At 60.8% G+C, this 18482-nt stretch carries 14 protein-coding genes and 3 pseudogenes; 12 read left to right on the top strand and 5 right to left on the bottom strand.

The features are described from left to right. The first annotated feature begins 6 nt into the window (after nt 1-6). The gene (locus tag E0L37_RS12240) at nt 7-1383 is read left to right on the top strand and encodes a lyase family protein (protein ID WP_133492017.1); all 1377 of its coding nucleotides are present in this window, start codon (nt 7-9) and stop codon (nt 1381-1383) included. Between the two features lie 48 nt (nt 1384-1431). Here E0L37_RS12240 and argC read toward each other — a convergent pair whose 3' ends face one another. Next, the gene (argC, locus tag E0L37_RS12235; protein WP_133492016.1) at nt 1432-2373 is read right to left on the bottom strand and encodes an N-acetyl-gamma-glutamyl-phosphate reductase; all 942 of its coding nucleotides are present in this window, start codon (nt 2371-2373) and stop codon (nt 1432-1434) included. A gap of 119 nt (nt 2374-2492) precedes the next feature. Continuing rightward, nucleotides 2493-3716 carry an NO-inducible flavohemoprotein gene (hmpA, locus tag E0L37_RS12230; RefSeq protein WP_133492015.1) on the bottom strand — a complete coding sequence of 408 codons (1224 nt, stop codon included), beginning with the start codon at nt 3714-3716 and terminating at the stop codon, nt 2493-2495. A gap of 108 nt (nt 3717-3824) precedes the next feature. Between hmpA and zapE the strand changes: the two are divergent. Further along, nucleotides 3825-5039: pseudogene (zapE, locus tag E0L37_RS12225) on the top strand (cell division protein ZapE). Here the strand turns inward: zapE and E0L37_RS12220 are convergent. Continuing rightward, entirely contained in the window at nt 5026-5940 is a 915-nt protein-coding gene (locus E0L37_RS12220; protein WP_133492014.1) for a crotonase/enoyl-CoA hydratase family protein, read from the bottom strand. The pseudogene zapE and the gene E0L37_RS12220 sit on opposite strands and share 14 nt — an antisense overlap. Before the next feature lie 90 nt (nt 5941-6030). On the opposite strand from E0L37_RS12220, the gene E0L37_RS12215 reads away from it, so the two are divergent. After that, the gene (locus E0L37_RS12215) at nt 6031-6627 is read left to right on the top strand and encodes a TetR/AcrR family transcriptional regulator (protein WP_133492013.1); all 597 of its coding nucleotides are present in this window, start codon (nt 6031-6033) and stop codon (nt 6625-6627) included. Between the two features lie 97 nt (nt 6628-6724). Next, the gene (locus E0L37_RS12210) at nt 6725-8503 is read left to right on the top strand and encodes an AMP-binding protein (protein ID WP_133492012.1); all 1779 of its coding nucleotides are present in this window, start codon (nt 6725-6727) and stop codon (nt 8501-8503) included. A gap of 65 nt (nt 8504-8568) precedes the next feature. On the opposite strand, the gene E0L37_RS12205 is transcribed toward E0L37_RS12210, so the two are convergent. After that, a complete protein-coding gene (locus E0L37_RS12205; RefSeq protein ID WP_205655611.1) occupies nt 8569-9126 on the bottom strand; it encodes a TetR/AcrR family transcriptional regulator in 558 nt (185 codons plus the stop codon). Between the two features lie 91 nt (nt 9127-9217). Between E0L37_RS12205 and E0L37_RS12200 the strand changes: the two genes are divergently transcribed. After that, nucleotides 9218-10636 (top strand): flavin monoamine oxidase family protein, encoded by a 1419-nt coding sequence (locus E0L37_RS12200; RefSeq protein WP_205655610.1) that lies wholly within the window; start codon nt 9218-9220, stop codon nt 10634-10636. A gap of 85 nt (nt 10637-10721) precedes the next feature. On the opposite strand, the gene E0L37_RS12195 is transcribed toward E0L37_RS12200, so the two are convergent. Then, nucleotides 10722-11615 (bottom strand): LysR substrate-binding domain-containing protein, encoded by an 894-nt coding sequence (locus tag E0L37_RS12195; RefSeq protein ID WP_133492009.1) that lies wholly within the window; start codon nt 11613-11615, stop codon nt 10722-10724. A gap of 138 nt (nt 11616-11753) precedes the next feature. On the opposite strand from E0L37_RS12195, the gene E0L37_RS12190 reads away from it, so the two are divergent. From E0L37_RS12190 to tnpB, 7 genes and pseudogenes are all read left to right on the top strand, one after another. Then, complete coding sequence (locus tag E0L37_RS12190; RefSeq protein ID WP_133492008.1) at nt 11754-12662, top strand: NAD(P)-dependent oxidoreductase; 909 nt, start codon at nt 11754-11756, stop codon at nt 12660-12662. 75 nt (nt 12663-12737) lie between these two features. Continuing rightward, entirely contained in the window at nt 12738-14747 is a 2010-nt protein-coding gene (locus tag E0L37_RS12185) for a hypothetical protein (RefSeq protein ID WP_133492007.1), read from the top strand. A gap of 111 nt (nt 14748-14858) precedes the next feature. Next, nucleotides 14859-16574 carry an alpha/beta fold hydrolase gene (locus tag E0L37_RS12180; RefSeq protein ID WP_133492006.1) on the top strand — a complete coding sequence of 572 codons (1716 nt, stop codon included), beginning with the start codon at nt 14859-14861 and terminating at the stop codon, nt 16572-16574. Further along, nucleotides 16571-17358 (top strand): annotated as a pseudogene (locus E0L37_RS12175) (IS3 family transposase); the annotation flags it as partial. The gene E0L37_RS12180 and the pseudogene E0L37_RS12175, both read left to right, overlap by 4 nt. A 166-nt stretch (nt 17359-17524) precedes the next feature. After that, nucleotides 17525-17854 (top strand): annotated as a pseudogene (locus tag E0L37_RS12170) (helix-turn-helix domain-containing protein); the annotation flags it as partial. A gap of 82 nt (nt 17855-17936) precedes the next feature. After that, nucleotides 17937-18320 (top strand): transposase, encoded by a 384-nt coding sequence (locus E0L37_RS12165; RefSeq protein WP_041716686.1) that lies wholly within the window; start codon nt 17937-17939, stop codon nt 18318-18320. Next, on the top strand, nt 18263-18482 hold a 220-nt coding region (gene tnpB, locus E0L37_RS21915), incomplete at its 3' end, for an IS66 family insertion sequence element accessory protein TnpB (protein ID WP_205655615.1). The genes E0L37_RS12165 and tnpB, both read left to right, overlap by 58 nt.

Raw genomic sequence — 18482 nt, 5'->3', positions numbered from 1 at the left:
CTTTGCATGAGCCAGACACGCATTGAGAAAGACAGCATGGGCGAATTGGAAGTGCCGGCGGAGGCGTTGTACGCGGCCCAGACCCAACGCGCGGTAAACAACTTCCCGGTCAGCGGGCAGCGCATGCCGCGGGCATTCATCCGCTCCCTGCTGCTGGCGAAACGGGCGGCGGCCAGCGCCAACGGCGAGCTGGAACAGATTCCGGTAAAAATGAGCGAGGCGATTTGCCAGGCGGTGGATTCACTGCTGGCGGAGGACTTCATGCCGCATTTCCCGGTGGATGTATTCCAGACCGGCTCCGGCACCAGCTCCAACATGAACGCCAACGAGGTACTGGCGACACTGGCCAGCCGGCTGTACGGCGAGCCGGTGGGTGCCAACGACCACATCAACTGCGGCCAGAGCAGCAACGACATCATTCCGTCCACCATCCACATCAGCGCCGCCATCGAGTTGCAAAACAACTTGTTACCGGCGCTGACCGGCCTGGTCAGTGCCATCCGTACCAAGGCGGAGAGCGTGGACCGGTACGTCAAAACCGGCCGCACCCACCTGATGGACGCCATGCCGGTGCGCATGAGCCAGAGTCTGCAGGCCTGGGCGGATCAGATCGAGCAGAACATCACGCACCTGCGACAGTTGCAGCCGAGTGTGCAAAGCCTGGCCCAGGGCGGCACTGCGGTGGGTACCGGCATCAACGCCCACCCGGATTTCGCCGGGGCGTTCAGCAAGGCGCTGAGCGCGGCCACCGACATTCCCTTCACCCCGGCGAAGAATTTCTTCACTCATATCGGCTCCCAGGATATTGCCGTGGCGCTGTCCGGACAGTTGAAGACCACCGCCGTGTCGATCATGAAAATCGCCAACGATCTGCGTTGGATGAATTCCGGCCCGCTGGCCGGACTTGGGGAAATCGAACTGCAAGCGCTGCAGCCGGGCTCCTCGATCATGCCTGGCAAGGTCAATCCGGTGATCCCGGAAGCGGCCACCATGGTGGCCGCCCAGGTGATCGGCAACGACACCGTGATCACCGTGGCCGGTCAGTCCGGTAACTTCGAATTGAACGTGATGCTGCCGGTGGTGGCGAAGAACCTGCTGGAGAGTATCGAGCTGCTGAGCAACATCAGCCGTCTGCTGGCGGACAAGGCCATCGCCACCTTCACCGTGCGGGAAGACAAACTGGACGAGGCCCTGTCACGCAATCCGATTCTGGTGACCGCGTTGAACCCGATCATCGGCTACCTGAAAGCGGCGGAAATCGCCAAGCTGGCCTACAAGGAAGGCCGCCCCATCGTCGAGGTGGCGGCCGAACACACCGACCTCAGCCGCGAAGAGCTGCAACGATTGCTGGACCCCGCCAAATTGACCCACGGCGGTTTATAAGTCCCGTTTTGGCTCCGTCGCGGCGTCGATAGCGCGGCGGAGCTTTTTTTACAGCCCGGTGGCTTCGTCGATCCCCAGGTGCACGTTCATATTCTGCACCGCGGCGCCGGCCGCCCCCTTGCCCAGGTTATCCAGCCGTGCGATCACGCATTGGCGTTCGCCATTGCCGAACAGAAACAGGTCCACCCGGTTGGTGTCATTGCTGCCCTGCACATCGAAGAAACCACCGTTGAGGCTGGCCGGGTCATCGGGCATATGCACGCGGATAAAGGGCTCGTTGGCATAGCGCTTGCGGAAGGTCTCGTACAGCTCGCCAACATCCGTGCCCGGCTTCAGGTGGGACATCTGCAGCGGCACCGTCACCGCCAGCCCTTTCAGGAACGGTCCCACCGTCGGCACGAACACCGGTGGAAACGCCAGGCCGGTGTAGCGCTGCATCTCCGGCAAGTGCTTGTGCTCCAGGCCGAGGGCGTAGGCACGCGGCGCCCGCAGACGGCCTTCGGTGTCGGCTTCATAGTCAGCGATCATGCCCTTGCCGCCACCGCTGTAACCGGTCAGAGAGGTTGCGCTGAGCGGGTAGTCAGCGGGCAGCAAGCCGGCGTCCACCAGTGGCCGTACCGCCAGAATAAAGGCGCTGGCGTGGCAACCCACATTGGCGATGCGCTTGCTGGCACGGATGCGGTCACGCTGGCCGGCTTCCAGTTCCGGCAGGCCGTAAACCCAGTCGTCGGCCACCCGGAACGCGGTGCTGGCGTCGATCAGGCAGGTGTCGGGGTTATTCACCATGGCCGCCGCTTCCCTGGACGCGGCGTCGGGCAGGCACAGAAAGGCCACATCGGCGGCGTTCAGCAGCCGGGCACGCTCATCAGCGTCCTTGCGCAAGGCACTGTCGATGCGCAGCAACTCGATGTCCGGGCGCCCTTCCAGGTACTCGAACAGGCGCAGCCCGGTGGTGCCTTCCTGACCGTCCACATAAACCTTGAATGCCATTTTCGGATCTCCCGGAGAATCAGACCGCCAAGCCTAAGTATCCGGCCGGGCGCTTGCAACGGACAGGTCCATTTTCCACGCTTTCCGCCCCCGATCTCAACCGGCGGTCTCCAGGTTCGCTAAGCGGCGAGGTCGCCGGCGGGGCCGAAGAACTCGAAATGGATATCGGCGTCCTCCACGGCGCGTTGCTTGAGCAGGCGCCAGCCGTGCTTCAGCATTGGCGCCGGGCCGCACAGGTAAAATTCCGCCGCCCGGTTGCCGATCAATTGATCCAGCAGTACGGAATCCAGCAAGCCCTCGCTGTCGTGAAGCGCCCGGGCGCGGTCCTCCGCGGTGGCCTCGCTGAGGCGAACGTGGACGCTGAGGTTGGGATAATCCCCCCGCAACGCCGCCAGTTCTTTCTCGAACGGGCGCACCGCGCCGTTAAGAGCACACTGAATGAAGATGACTTCCCGGCCAACCTGCTGCTCCAGGGCCGCGTGGAGCATGGACAGAATCGGGGTGATACCGACACCACCGGCAATCAGGACCAGCGGCTTGCCGGCCTCCACCACGGGTTTCAACACGAACTCCCCGCAAGGCGGCGCCAGTTCCACCACATCCCCCTGCTTGACCCGGTCATGCAAATAGTTGGAGCAAACGCCGTCCGGGGCCCCGGCCTCACCGGCCAGCTCCCGTTTCACGCTGATCCGGAACCGCGCCGAGCCCGGCCGATTGGACAGACTGTAATTGCGCATCACCGGCACGCCGTTTTCAGGCGTAAGGCGCAGCGTCACGTACTGCCCGGGACTGTGGGGCTGCAAGGGCTGGCCATCTTCCGGAGCCAGATACAAGGATACGATATTGTCGCTGGCGGCTTCCCGCTGCTGGACCACGAACCGTTTGAAGCCTTGCCAGCCATGGGTCTTGGTCTGGGAGTGGTAAATCTCACGTTCGCGTTGAATGAAGAGATCCGCCAGCATGCCGTAAGCCTCCGCCCAGGCATCGATGATCTGGTCCGTGGCCGCTTCACCCAACACTTCCCGGATCGACGCCAACAGGTTTTCACCCACGATCGGATAGTGCTCCGCCTTGATCCCCAGGGAGACGTGCTTCTGGGCGATCAGCTCCACCGCTCCGGCCAGCACCGCCGGGTTTTCGATATTGCGTGCGTAGGCGCAAATGGCCGCCGCCAACGCCCGCTGCTGGGTTCCCGCATGCTGATGGGCCGGGTTGAAGAACCCGCGCACTTCCGGATTTTCCCGGAACATGCGCTGGTAAAAATGGCGGGTCAGCGCCTCTCCATTCTCCTCCAACACAGGAACGGTTTGTTTGATGACCTCCATCCGCGCCGCTGACAACATGATGCCTCCTAAGTTACATTTAAAATACACCTTATAAAGATGCATATTATGTGCATCTTTAACATAAATCAAGATCGTGACCGGCGCTCGCCGGGCGCTTGACTTTCCATGGCTGCGCCGACACCGTATTCCCGGCTCACACCAAGCCGGTCTTTTTTAATTTCAGCAGTGACTCCCATGCCCGATTACGGCCCCCTGATGCGCTATCGTCAGGCTTTGAAAGATGGCTTCACCAAGGACTCCGGCCAGGAACAGGCCGTGGCCGCGCTGCAAAGGTGTTTCGAGGCTCTGGAACAGGGCGAATGCCCCGCCGGGCTCTATCTTTGGGGACCGGTGGGACGTGGCAAGACCTGGCTTATGGACCAGTTTCACGGCAGTCTTTCGGTCCCGGTCCGCCGCCAGCATTTCCACCATTTCATGCAATGGGTGCATCGACGGCTGTTCCAATTGACCGGTCACGGCAATCCGCTCCAGTACCTGGCGAGGGAGTTGGCCGGGACATTGCGCGTGCTGTGCTTCGACGAGCTGTTCGTCAACGACATCGGCGATGCCATGCTGTTGGGGCCCTTGCTCGAAGCACTCATGGACGCCAGGCTGACGCTGATCATCACGTCCAACTGCGCTCCGGAACAGCTGTATCAGGACGGCTTTAACTATGACCGTTTCTCCCCGGCCGTCGGCGCCTTGCGGCGGCACTTGAAAGTGATCCGGATGGACGGCGGGCAGGACCACCGACTCCATGGCGGCGGCGCTTTCTCCCGATATTGGATCGCGGATCGTGGGCCGCTGGAAGACGCTTTCCTGGATTATCTGGAGGAGGAAGAATCGCCCACCGACGCCCCCTGGGCCTTGGAAGGCCGCCTGTTACCGGTGGTCCAGCGCGGCAAACTGGCGCTCTGGTCCACCTTCGCCCAACTGTGTGAGACGGCCCGCTCCAGTTCCGACTACATGGCGCTTTGCGACCATTTTCAGGCGCTTTTTCTCAGCGATGTGCCTGCCCTGGGTGGCACACCGAAGGCATCCGGCATCGCCCGTGGCACCTAAGACGCCGCCAGCCAGGTGGCCGCCGGTGACCGGGCGCTGCCGGCTCTGTCCAGATACGACGACGCCGTCCGCCGGCTGATTGCCCTGGTGGACGAGTGCTACGACCGTGGCTGTCCTCTCTATATGCACGCCGACGTATCGCTGGATGCCCTCTACACGGACGGACATCTGATCATGCCCTTCCAAAGAACGGTAAGCCGGCTCCATGCCATGCAGGCCTGGCCACACCCCTGGCCCGGCCCGGGAAGCAAGTGGACGGCGGAGCTTACTCTCCCTTGAGTTCCTTCAACTTTTGTTCCAACTCGGCGATCTTGCGACGCGCGTCATCGCCTTCCGGGATGTCGCGGCCGCTGTCACGCCATTCAATAGCGGCTTTGAAGCCTTCCGTCTGAGCATAGCGGCGGAACCAGAGACCTTCCGGATTGTGACGGGTGATCCCATCGAACACGGTGGCCAGCATTTGCGTCTGCTCCAGGCCCATGGTCAACATCACTTGATTCACCACCAGCTTGTGCATGCTCAAGTGGCTGCTTGGCACGCCGGCGATGCGCCCCGCCACTTCCATGGTCTTGGCGTCCAGCTCCTCCTCCGGCACCACATAGTTGGCCAGGCCCCATTCGCCGGCCTGTTTGCCGGAAATCAGATCCCCGGTGAACATCATCTGCTTGGCCCGCACCGGCCCGAGCCGGTAGGTCCACATGGCGGTGGTCGGGCATCCCCAAACCCGGGTCGGCATATAACCGATGCGAGCGTTATCGGCCATGATCATCAAGTCGCAGCACAGGGCGATATCGCTTCCGCCGGCGGCGGCGGCGCCATGAATCTTGGCGATGGTGGGTTTACGGGACCGCCACAGACTCATGAAATCCTCGGTGTTCCGCTTCATATGGGCGTAGTCGACCATGGGATCCCAGGGCATGGCTTCCTGCTGACAAGGATTCTCTCTTTGCGATTCCGCGTAGTAGGTCAGATCGTAACCACCACAGAATCCCTTGCCGGCGCCTTCAACGACAATCACGTGGACCTGGTCATTGTCCTCCGCCCACCTTACCGCGCGCCGGATATCGTCACCGGTTTCGTCGATGATGGCATTGAGTCTTTCCGGACGATTGAGGAGCAGCCTGGCGATTCTTGGGTTTTTCTCATCCTGGGAAATCCGGACGGTTGTCAATTCCAGCATGATTCTCTCCAATAAGGGGGTTATCGACTTCTTGACAGTCAGTCATGACTGACTGCAAAGTATCACCCTGGATTTCGGAGTGCAAACTCAATGAAGACCTCAACGTCCGAAGCACGGCCCGTCCCTTCCTTGAAGGACCGGATTACCGACGCGGCGGTGGCATTGCTGATTGATGAAGGCGTGGCAAAAACCACCACGGTGGCGGTTCAGAAAAGAGCGAACGTGAGTCGCGGCGCCCTGCTCTATCACTTCCCGAGCAGGGCGGATCTGCTCGCCTCCACCATCGAAAGACTGGTGCGAATGAACGAGCAACAGATCAATGAATCCTTTCTGAGTTGCTCGGACCCGGCCGAGGACGTGGAGAAAGCACTGATCGCCTTGAGCGACAACATGGCCCGCCCCTCGTATCTGGCCGAAATGGAGCTGTGGGCGATTTCACGCAACGATCAGGAATTACGCGACGCTCTGTATCAGGCGGAAAAAGCAGCCCGCTTTGACCTGGACCGGGTGGTCGGGAAGCTCCTTGAATGCTGGAAGAAGCACGAAAATTATCAGCTTCTGGCGGATCTCAGCGTGGAATTCCTCAGAGGCGTGGCCTTCTCCGACATCCTGAGAAAACGGCCCGAATATCGATGGCGAATGATTTCGTTGTGGGTTGAGGTGATCAAAAAGTCACTGGAAGCGTAAGCTCCGACAGCGTCCTCCAAGGCTCTTTTTCGTCTCCTTTTTCGGGCTGGTTGGCAATCCTTCCCCATTTGAAAACAAAGAAACAGGAGACCAATCGATGAGCCAGGCTATCCCTCGTGACGATATCGAGGCCGCCAAACTGTTTGACCAGGCTCGCAGTCCGCTGGCCTTGCTGCGCCGAACCGCGGCCCGGCGTCCGGATCATCCGGCGCTGATCTATCTGCGCGATGCCAGCGACCCGCAACCGGTGACGCTCACTTACGCTCAGTTGCTCGAGGAAGTGGAAGCCCTTTGCCGGGCACTCAGAGCACGGGGCGTCGGCCAGGACGATGGCGTTCCCATACTGCTGCCGCTGGTTCCGCAGGCAGTGTCCAGTCTGATCGCCGCGCTGACCGTGGGGGTCGCCTTCCCGGTGAATTTATTGTTGTCTCCGGAAGCGATGGCCTCCCAGTTCAAACTGGCCCGGGCCAGAGAGGTCATTGTCATGGGCCCCCACCCCGCCCTGGACGTCCGCGAGCGTGTCGACGCCGCCATCCAGCTACTGGATAGCGAGGTCAATCTGACCGAGGTGGCTCTCGGAGCCTCCACGCCAGGTGCTTTTTCCTGGGCGGAATTACTGGAAGCCGGAAATACCGGTCTGGATGTGGAACCTGTTCCCGATGCGCCCGCGGCCCTGGTGCATACCGGCGGCACCACCGGCGCCCCCAAACTCGCAGAGCTGACACAACGCAATCTGGCGGCCGCCGCTATCATGGCCGGCTCGGCGCTCGGCTGGCGGGACAGCGACCGTATTCTCACCGGTCTCCCTCTCTTCCATGTTGGCGGCTCGGTGGACATGCTGCTGTCCGGCATCGCGGCCGGCGTCACGCTGATGTTTCCCACCGCCCTGGGCCTGCGCAATCCAGAGGTGATCAGCCGCTTCTGGTCATTGGTGGATGAGACCCGGGCAACACTGGTCGGCGGGGTGCCCACCATGCTCTCGGCAATGACCACCAGCCCCCGGGCCGACGCCACACTGAGTACGCTACGGGGATTCGTGACCGGCGGCTCTCCGCTGCCCGCCGAATTGAAACGGAAGGTGGAGGAGATCAGCGGCAAACCGGTGTGTCAGCTCTATGGCCAGACCGAAACCGCCGGCATCACCACCGCGCAACAGGCCGATGGCGGCTACCACCCGATCTGTGGCGGCAAGCCTATCCCAATGATGAAGGTCGCGATGGGTGGCCCGGACCGCGACTTCAAACCCGGCGATACCGGTGAAGTGTTCGTGTCCGGTCCGAATGTTTTTCTGGGCTATCGCACCAACGACGGCATCCAGGGCGGTCCGACCGATGGCTGGATCAGTACCGGGGATCTCGGCGAAGTCACCGAGGATGGCGACCTGAGACTGGTCGGCCGCAGCAAGGAAATCATCATTCGTAGCGGACACAATATCGACCCGCTACTGATCGAAGAGGTGGCCATGGAACACCCGGCCGTGGCGCAGGCCGCGGCGGTCGCCATGCCCGATGCCTATGCGGGTGAACTCCCGGTTTTGTATGTCGCGCTGACACCGGGAGCGCAGGTCAGCCCCGAGGAACTCATCGCGCATACGGGTGAGCGCATCGCCGAACCACCTGCCCGGCCAAAGCACGCCTTCATCCTTGAGGAAATGCCGCTCACCCCGGTGGGGAAAATCGCCCGTTATAAACTCAAACAGCTGGCCACCGAGCATCAGGTTCGCGCCGCGTTATCCTCGGTTGATGCCCTGGAGACAGTGACCTGCCAGGACAACGGTGCCCGACAAGTGAGTTTGCACTGGAAGCGCACACCAACCGAGGAACAGCGGGAACAAGCCGACAAGGTACTGGCCGACCTGGGCCTTGAGCTGATGTAAAGACAACCTCCAGGGAAGATGGCGATTTCACCATCTTCCCGTCACATCGGCCCGGCCCCACCCGGCTACTGTAATCCGGCGATCAGAGCCCGCACCGTGACACGTTTGACCACCTCGGGGTCACCCCAAGGGTACTCAGGGATGGTGATCAGGTTCATCGCCACACCTTGCATTCCGCACAGCAACACGCTCTGCATTTCGTCCGGGTCCCCCGCGCCAAGATTGCCCTGCGTCTGGGCATCCACGATGGCCTGACGGAAAATCCTCAGCCCATCCTGTATCCCGGAACTTTCCACGAAATAACCTTCGCCCTCGGCCTTCGGCTGATCTTCGATCAGGAAAATGGCGCGATAGTCGTCAGGGCGGGACAACCAGAAATCGATGAACGTCAAACACAGGGTTTCCAATCGCCCGGCGGCGGGCGTGTTCTGATAGCAGGCGTTCAACGCCTCGATCAATCCGGCAAAGATCTCCTCCCAAATATGCAGCAATAGCTGACGCTTGCCGGGGAACAGTTTGTACAGCGCGGCCGGGGAACAGTTGGCCATGGTGGCGATCTTGCGCATGGAGACACCGTGATAGCCTTCCTCCGCGAACAGCAAGCGGGCGGCGCGAATGATCATCTGACGGCTGTCCCGCGCCTGTTTCCGGCTACGGGGCGGGCGGCCACGGCGAGCGGTTTTCGATTGTGTCGAGGTCATGGGGTTGATTTTAGTGAACGCGTTTACTAAATTCCAGTTCCCGACACCGGAAGAGTGCGAGAACACCATGAACCATACCGATCCGCGGCAGGATGTCATCATCGTTGGCGCGGGCCTCGCGGGGCTCAAGGCTGCCCTGGAACTCAAGCAGGCAGGCAAGCGAGTGACCGTACTGGAGGCCCGGGACCGGGTGGGCGGGCGCTCCATGCCCGGTGAAATCGCCGGCCAGACCATCGATCTGGGCGGCCAGTGGGTGGGACCACAACAGACCCTGTTGCTGGATCAAGCCAACACGCTGGGGGTAAAAACCACACCCCAATATACAACCGGAGCCAGCCTGCTTTCCCTGGATGGCAAGCTCAGCAGCTACCGCTCCGACATCCCCAGGCTGCCGTTCCTGTCCCTGCTGGAACTGGGGCGACTTGAACGCAGATGGGCCAAGGAGATGCGAAGTCTGCCCACCACCGCCGAACCCTGGCTGGCAGTGAAAGCCAAACAATGGGATTCAGAAACTCTGGAAAGTTGGATCCTCAAACACGTTCACACCCGTGGCGCCCGGGAATTCGCCCGCACCATTGCCCGCGCCGTGCTGTGCGCGGAACCCCGCCAGGTCTCTTATTTGTGCTTCCTGGAATACCTGCGCCAGGGGCAGGGACTGGAAACCCTGATCGGCACCCAAGGGGGCGCCCAGCAGGATAAATTCATCGGCGGTGCCTGGCGCATTCCCGAGCGCATGGCCGAACAGCTCGGCGGCGGCATCGTGCTCAATGCCCCGGTACTGGCGGTGGAACAGAACGGTCAGTACGTCACCGTCACCACCGAAGGGCGGAAATACACCGCGCCATACTTGATCATGGCGGTCCCGCCGGTGCTGGCAGGCAAGATTGGTTACAACCGGCCCCTGCCCTCCAAACGCAGCGCCTTGCTGGAGCGCATGCCCATGGGCTCGGTGATCAAGATTCATGTGGCTTACCAAAGCGCCTTCTGGCGTCAGCGTGGTCTCAATGGCGCCGTCGTCAGCAACGACCGGATTTTCAATGTGGTCTTCGACCAGTCACTGGATGACAACGGCATGGGCGTCCTGGTGGGCTTTATCGACGGCGACCATGCCATCGCCATGAGCGCCCACGACGAAACGGCCCGACGCCAACAGGTGATTACCGATCTGGTCCATTACTTCGGTCAGGACGCCGCCAACCCCATCGACTACGTGGAACAGGACTGGACCGCCGAACCCTGGAGCCGGGGCTGCTACGTGGCTCACACCGCTCCGGGCGTCATCACCTCCTTCGGCGACACTTTGCGGGAACCCTGCGGCCGGATTCATTGGGCCGGGACGGAAACCGCCACCGAATGGACGGGGTATCTGGAGGGCGCCTTGCAGTCAGGCATTCGCGCCGCCAGGGAAGTGATCGCGGCGCAGAGATACTGAGACGCGCTAAAAAAGCGAATACACACCTCAATACCCGCCCCCTGTTCTTCTCACGCATTCGCGGTCGTCCGCCTGATCCGGCCTGTCATGCATGGCCCGCCAAGCGCTGAACCACCGAGGCAAGCACGTCCCTGAACCGCGCGGCGGTTCGCGATAAATCAGAGCGGACGAATATCCGCAGTTCTAGTGGCGGGAGAGGTGGGAGAGGCGGGAGAGACGAAAGAGTGCCGCCATCATCGATCCTGTATATGCCTTCCGGAATGGCATGGGCCGTTCGAGCCGTAACGCCGTGACCAAACCGCAAGGCCGCCCAAACGCCGGGAAGGCTGGGCGTTGTCAACGCCAGTCTCCATGGCACGCCCTTTTTATCCAGAGCCTGTAATGCGGCCTGCCGGAACAAACAAGGATGGTTAAAGAGCACCAGGGGAATCGGCGCCGAAGGATCCGCACGACTTACCGGCTCCGTGCCTTTGAACCAGTACATCGGCATGGCGACCAGGGAATCCCCCGCCGCCGCGGTACCGGGCCGGGCAAACGCGATGGCGAGATCCAGCCTGCCCGCGCGCACCTCTTCTTCCAGAGCATGGTTCCGACCCGCCCTCACCTCCACATGCACATCCGGATTCTGGTGGGCAAAGAGCGTCATCGCCTCGGGCAGAACATCCTCGGCAAAATCCTGCGGCAATCCGACCCGGATCGTCGCCGCCCTGGTGGCCGCCCCGAGCGCTCTGGCCGCGTCATCATGCAGTTCGACGATGCGGCGGGCGTAGTGCAGCAGCGCATCGCCAGCCTCGGTCAGCACCAGCCCACGCCCCTTGCGCTCGAACAACACCAAGCCGGCCTGCTCTTCGAGGCGCTTCAACTGCATACTGACCGCGGACTGAGAGCGGCCGAGTTGCACGGCCGCCCGCGCAAAGGTGCCGGCATCGGTACCCGCCACCAAAGTACGCAAAGCATCAATATCGAATCTGGCCGCCACTCACATACCCGTTTTACTGAAGTTTCACTTTAATATTATTCGATATACAAAAGAAGATCAGCTTCCTACAGTACCGCCCAGTGCCGGCGGTCATGGTGACCGCCAACGGCCGATCCAACGCTATCGGGGTAATCAAATATGGCGGTCTCCCCTCCCATCGGCTTTATCGGCCTGGGCACCATGGGCGAACCCATGGCCTTGAATCTGGCAACGGCAGGCATCCCGCTGCGGGTCTGGAGCCGATCGACGACGAAGTACCCACGCTTGGTCGCCGCCGGCGCCACGGCGATGAAGGACATACGGGATCTGTATCATCAATGCGGCACGATCATTCTGATGCTGACCGACGGCGGCGCCATCGACGCGGTGCTGGCCCGCAACGAGCCGGAGTTCCCCAAGCGCGTCGCGGCCCGCACGATCGTCAATATGTCCACCGTTCCCCCGGAATACTCCCCCTCGCTCGCCACCGATATCCAGGCCTCGGGCGGTCGCTATGTTGAAGCGCCCGTCTCCGGTTCGCGCCAACCGGCACAAGCCGGCCGGCTGGTGGCTATGCTCGCGGGTAGAGAAGAGGACGTCGAGGCGGCCCGTCCACTCCTCGCGGCGATGTGTCATGAAAGTTTCGACTGCGGCCCGGTGCCTGGCGCCTTGCGTATGAAGCTGGCGATCAACACCTTCCTCATCACGCTGGTCACCGGGCTTGCCGAAGCCACCCATTTCGCACAACGGCACCGGTTGGACATGGCGTGTTTCGCGGCGATTCTTGATGCGGGCCCCATGGCCAGTGACGTCTCCCGCAGCAAAATGACCAAACTGCTGCAACACAACTTTGAACGGCAGGCAGGCATCACCGATGTGCTGAAGAACAATCGTTTGGTGGTGGAATCAGCACGGGCCGCCGGCATCGCCTCCCCGCTGATGGATATCTGTCTTGCTCTCTACGCCAATACCGAAGCCATGGGCCTGGGGGAAACGGATATGGTCTCGGTGATCAAAGCCGTCGGCATCCGGGACACAGGCTCTGGCCCCGGTGGAATCCACCGATAACCCATATGGGGTATGTGCGCGCTCTACCGACTCCCTACACTCAAGAGACTCTGATTTGGGACTGGTGGAACGACGATGAAAAAAACGACCTTACTCCTGATTGCTTCGGTGGCATCGGCCACACTTGTTTCCGGGTGCGGTGGCTCCTCCTCTTCCGGCGGCGGCGCCGGGGATGGCGATAGCGGCCTGAGCATCAACGGTACCGCCACCGCTCCAACTGGCGCGGTGGCCATTCACCCTCAACCGGGCTTTCTGGAGATCGCCCTGAACCTGCTGATTTCCCCCGCCAACGCGGCGATCACCGGTCTTGACCCGGTGGCAGGCGCCACCGTCCAGCTTCTGCGAATCGACGACGAGGGCAATCCGGTGGGCGACGTGCTTGCGGAAACGGTTACCTCGATCAGCGGGGATTACACTTTGCCCCTGCCACAAGACGTGAACCTGGCAGGCAATCTGCTCGTGCGTATCACGGGATCCGGTGCTCAGATGCGCGCCCAGGTGGTCGACCGAATGGTGGACATCAATCCGGTATCCGAATTCGTGCTGAGAAAATTTATTGAACAAGGCGTGGATCTTGACCAACTGACCGTCTCCGAAGTGGTGACATTAAAAGGCAAGGTGGATACGTTCGACCTCACCGCTGGCAACGATCTCAGTGACATGCTTTCCAAACTGGACCTGGAAGTGGGTGAGTTCGTGGAACAGCAGGTCGCGGCCATCAACAGCCAACCAGGCGATGCCAGCGGCGTTACCGGCAATTATCGCAGCTCCGCCTTCGGCCTGGGGTTGCATGACAGCGACAATGACAACTTCGGCACCTTCGCCAATGATCTCTGGTTAAGCGAATTCAGTTTCGCCGACGGCGGCGGCAATATCGTGTCAATCACGCTAGAGACCGAAGAGAATGCCTATTCCAACTTCTCCGGCTCCAGTGTGGCAACCGCTTCACTGTTCTATGAAACCGGCATCGAGGATAGTGAAGCTCTCTCTGGCACCTTGAGTCATTCCGGCCTTCTCACCATAGAGGGCCCCTTCGAAGAAAGCGTGAACGGTGATTACGCCTTTCGCTACCCCGCAATGGTCTACAACCTGCAGAAAGTGAAGGAGAAGGGCCTGTTTTTCCTGCTTTCCCAGGAAGCCGCGGTGCGCTATGGCACTACCGACACCAATGGTGATCAGCAACCGGATGCGTTGAACCCCAATGACCGGAAAGGAGACGAGGCGTTTCGGGCCCTGGAGGTCTTCGCACGCTCCCCCTCGTCCATGGAGAGTTCCGATCTTAACGGCACCTTCGGGCGGGTTTTCATGGAGACCTACGTGCAGTCCGGTGTTATCGAGCTGCAGACTGAAGTCAGCCGCGTCACTTTCAACGGCGACGGCACCTTCGACCAAGGCGACGGCACGGGACACCGGGTCGGGCTGGAAAGCAGCGGCGGCACCTACATGGCCCTATCCGAAACCGGCTCCACGGGAGAGCCGATTGTCATCTCCGCCCAAGGGGATATTGTTTCAGCGGGCAGCGAACAAGGGCAGCCGACGGCCACCGATGGATTCATCAACGACAGCTTCGACTTCATCGCCTTCGCGGAAACCGAAAACAACGACACGCTCTGGGCGGAATTCAACAAAACTCTGATGGTGAAACTACCGGAAAGCACCCCGGATATCGCCGGTAAGCGATACCGTTTGATGTTGTTGTCCGTGTCACTGGAGGGAGCCGGTAACGGAACCAGTGATATTGAGATGATCAACAGCCGGTTCAACAGCTACATCAACCTGAACAGTGCCACCGCCGGCACCCTGGACGGCCACTTTACCGTGGTGGAAAAAAGCGGCCTCGGCGGTGATCTTTCCGTGGAGCAGGACAGCATCAATCAACCCGTGGCCGTGAGCGTCGACGCCCAGGGCGCCACAACACTGACCCTCAACGACGAAGACGGTCATAACCTCATGGAAGGGTTCTTCAACCAGGATGCCAGCCTGGGCGTATTCACCACCCGTTGGGTACCCGATGATGGCGATCCCAATGAACTCGGCCTGGTGGTCCTGGTCGATGTCACGGAAGACGCTCCCGGCATACAGTAACAAGCCAGCAGGCTATTTCCGACCCCGCTCCGCCGGGGTCGTTTTCGTTGCGCCCCAGGCAAACGCTTTCTATGATCAAGGTCATATTTCGCCGAGCCCGGGGCCTCTGTCTTGCAGGATGATAATGACGATCTGATTGGCAAGATCTATGAAACAGCCTTGTCCCCCGACGATTGGGTGGAACTGCTGGACACCATTACCGGCTGGACCTACATCACGCCGCCAAAGGATACCCCCGATGCGCCCGTTCATGTGGAACGGTTGATCGGGCACCTTGAACGGGCGGTACGCGGCAGCTCCTATATGCATGCTCTTGAGGACCGCACACAGCTCCTCAATACCATGTATGACCGAATGCCCTGGCCAATGCTGATGCTCGACCAGGAAATGCATGTAATGGAATGCAACCTGGCGGCGCGTCAGACGCTCACCCGGGAGCCGATAACCTTGCTCCCCGATGGCCAACTACGCGTCGCCGACCGGGAACTGAAGCAGTCATTGAAGCGGGTCAATGACCGCGCGGGCGGCCGGCATACTCAACTGCTCACTTCACGACACGCCGCGGTGACCCTGCTCTGTCTGCCAGTGAAGAAGTCCGACGCCGGGGGCACCATTAGCCGGGTGCGGACTATTGTCTGGGTATTGGCGGGTCAGAATGTAGTGACTCCCTCTCCTGAATCCTTGAAAGCCATTTTCCCCATAACTCACGCGGAATCCCGCCTTCTTCACCTGCTGTGTAAGATCGGCAATCTCAATCAAAGCGCGGCATTGCTGTCGATCAGCGTTCACACCGCTCGCGCCCAGATCAAGTCCGCCATGGCAAAGCTGGACGTCAACAGCCAGGTACAATTGGTAAGCCAGGCGATGGGGCATGCTCTGGTGCAGACCGCACCGCCCGGGGCTACGTCACCAATACCGGAGCGCACCATGACCCTGACCGACGGCCGCGTGTTGAGCTGGTTCGAGTACGGTGATCCAACCGGGCGGCCGGTGCTGACATTGGATAACCTCGGTGGCGCACTCCCCGACCACCGCCTGTTCGAAACCTGGTATCGCGAACAGGGTCTGCGCATGATACTGATCGTAAGGCCCGGTTACGGCCTTTCAACCGCACGGCCGGAGATGGAGTTCCGGGATTTCAGTCCGGATATCCGCGCGCTATGCCGCCATCTCGATATCGAACGACCACCGATGGCGGCCTACTGCGGCGGCGGGCCCTATGCACTGTGCTCAGCCGCTATGGATCCGGATCTGTTTGATCGACTGGGACTGCTGTCCAGTACTGTTCCGATCGAACACTTCGAACTGGATAAGCTTGACCCTATCCACGCCATGTTCCTGCGTATCTTCCGTAAGGATCCACGTCTGTTCGTATTGGTCGGACGGCTCGCCCTGCGCGGAATGCAGCGCTCGCCGGAAAAGTATTTCTCACGTCTGGCCAAATCCCTGTGCCCCGAAGACCAGGCCGTACTCGGAAACCCGGACCTGCTGGCCCGGCTGATCGAGCGCATGAAGCTCAGTCACTTCCAGGGCGCCCGCATCATCATTGATGAGTATCTGCGTATGCAGCACCCCTGGTATGTGGATCTCAGCCAGATCAGCGTGCCTGTCACCTACTGGCACGGAGAAGACGACCGCATCATCTCCATCGGCAGTGCCCGTGGCCTGGCCGCGAGCCTGCCCAACGTCAGTTTTCGCAGCTTCCCGGACCAGGGGCGTTTTATGATCTACAAGGTCTGGAAAGCGTTTTTAACTGAACTGCTCGAACTTTCTTCTCCCGAGGAATCACCCGGAGGGACTGCCTTTCCAGCCCTTACCAGCCCTTGAAGCGACTGAAGGACCTGGAGGCCGAGAACGCCCGTCTGAAGAAGATATATGCTGAGGAGCGCCTCAAAGCGGAGCTGCGCCAAGAAGCCCTGGAGGGAAAGCTGTAAGGCCGTCTCAACGCCGGGAGATGGCCATGAAGGGCGTCGCCAAGCACGGTATCAGTGTCCGGCTCGCCTGTGTGGTGTACGGCATTAGTGAAACCTGCTACCGCTACCAGGCAAAGCTCAGCGGCGAAAACGCCCTGATTGCGGACGGGCTGCTTAAGCTCACGCAGGCCCACAAGCGCTGGGGATTCGGGTTATGTTTCCTGTATTTACGTAACGTGAAAGGCTATGCCTGGAACCACAAGCGGGTGTATCGGATCTACCGGGAGCTGGAGCTTAACCTACGGATCAAGCCCCGGCGGCGAATCAAGCGGGGTTATCCCGGCGAATTGGCGGTGCCGACGGCGCCGAATCAGGTCTGGTCGATGGATTTCATGGGCGACCAGCTGGTCAGCGGCAAGTCGTTGAGAACATTCAATGTGCTCGACGACTACAATCGCGAAGGGCTCGGTATTGAAGTTGACCTGTCACTGCCTGCACAACGAGTGATACGTGCGCTTGACCAGATCATCGAATGGCGAGGGAAGCCCGCCGCCCTGCGCTGTGATAACGGCCCGGAATATATCTCGCAGGCGCTGGTGGAGTGGGCCAACAGGAAGCGGATTACACTGATCTACATCCAGCCAGGCAAACCGACCCAGAACGCGTACATTGAGCGGTTCAACCGAACGGCACGGCACGGCACGGCACGGCACGGCACGGCACGGCACGGCACGGCACGAATGGTTGGATCTGCATGAGTTGGAGTAGTTCAGACCAAATCTGACAGATCCCTTTGAAAAAGAGAGGGTTACCGGTTCTGATGAAGGTGCCTAAACCTGAAACCAGAACCAAAAGGTAACCCTCATGCTCCATAGTAATGATCGTATCATCCGACACAAGGTTGGCCTGCTGAACCTGGCCGACGAGCTTGGTAACGTCTCCAAGGCCTGCAAGATGATGGGCGTGTCGAGAGACACCTTTTACCGCTACAAGGAAGCGGTCGAGGAAGGTGGCGTTGATGCCCTTCTGGAGAAGACGCGACGCACTCCCAATCCCAAGAACCGGGTAGAACCTCACGTGGAAGAGGCGGTCACCCAGTATGCCCTGGAAGAGCCCGCTCATGGGCAGGTCAGGGTCTCCAACGAACTGCGCAAACGTGGGGTCTTTGTCTCTGCCAGTGGTGTCCGCAGCATCGTAAGCGTCCGGCGACCCCATCTTGAGTCGACGGTTGCGGCCTTCACGATAGTGTCCACTTATTTCTTAGTGGACACTATCGATGGACCCGTTAAGCGTATCTCAGCCCCAACCTCAACCGCGACGTCGCCGTCACTTCTCCCGTGAGTTCAAGGCGCACATCGTGGCCGCCTGTCAGGAACCGGGCGTGTCCGTCTCCCGGATCGCCCTGGACAACCAACTCAACGCCAACCTGGTCCGCCGCTGGATCCGTGAAGCCGAGCAAGCCGGCCAGACAATAACGTCACCCGCGTTTATGCCCTTGGCGGTACCGGTGGCGTCGAGCCCTCCTGACCGGTCTTGCGCCAAGGAGTCGGGTAACCGCATCCGCATTGAAGTGCCCCGCTCCGGCGGACCGGTCATCGTGGAATGGCCCGCCGAGCAGGCCCATCAGTGCCTGGCCCTGTTACGCGAGCTGCTGCGATGATCCGCATCGACGAGATCTGGCTGGCCACCGCGCCACTGGACATGCGCGCCGGGCCGGACAAGGCCCTGGCCCGGGTGATCCAGGTGTTCGGTGCGGCGAAGCCGCACCAGGCTTACTTGTTCGCCAACCGCCGGGGCAACCGCATGAAGGTGCTGATCCACG

It is taken from the genome of Alcanivorax sp. 24 (assembly GCF_004360225.1).
GTDB lineage: Bacteria > Pseudomonadota > Gammaproteobacteria > Pseudomonadales > Alcanivoracaceae > Alloalcanivorax > Alloalcanivorax xiamenensis.
Note: the sequence above shows the minus strand (reverse complement) of the source record. Positions and strands in the feature narration are given on the sequence as shown.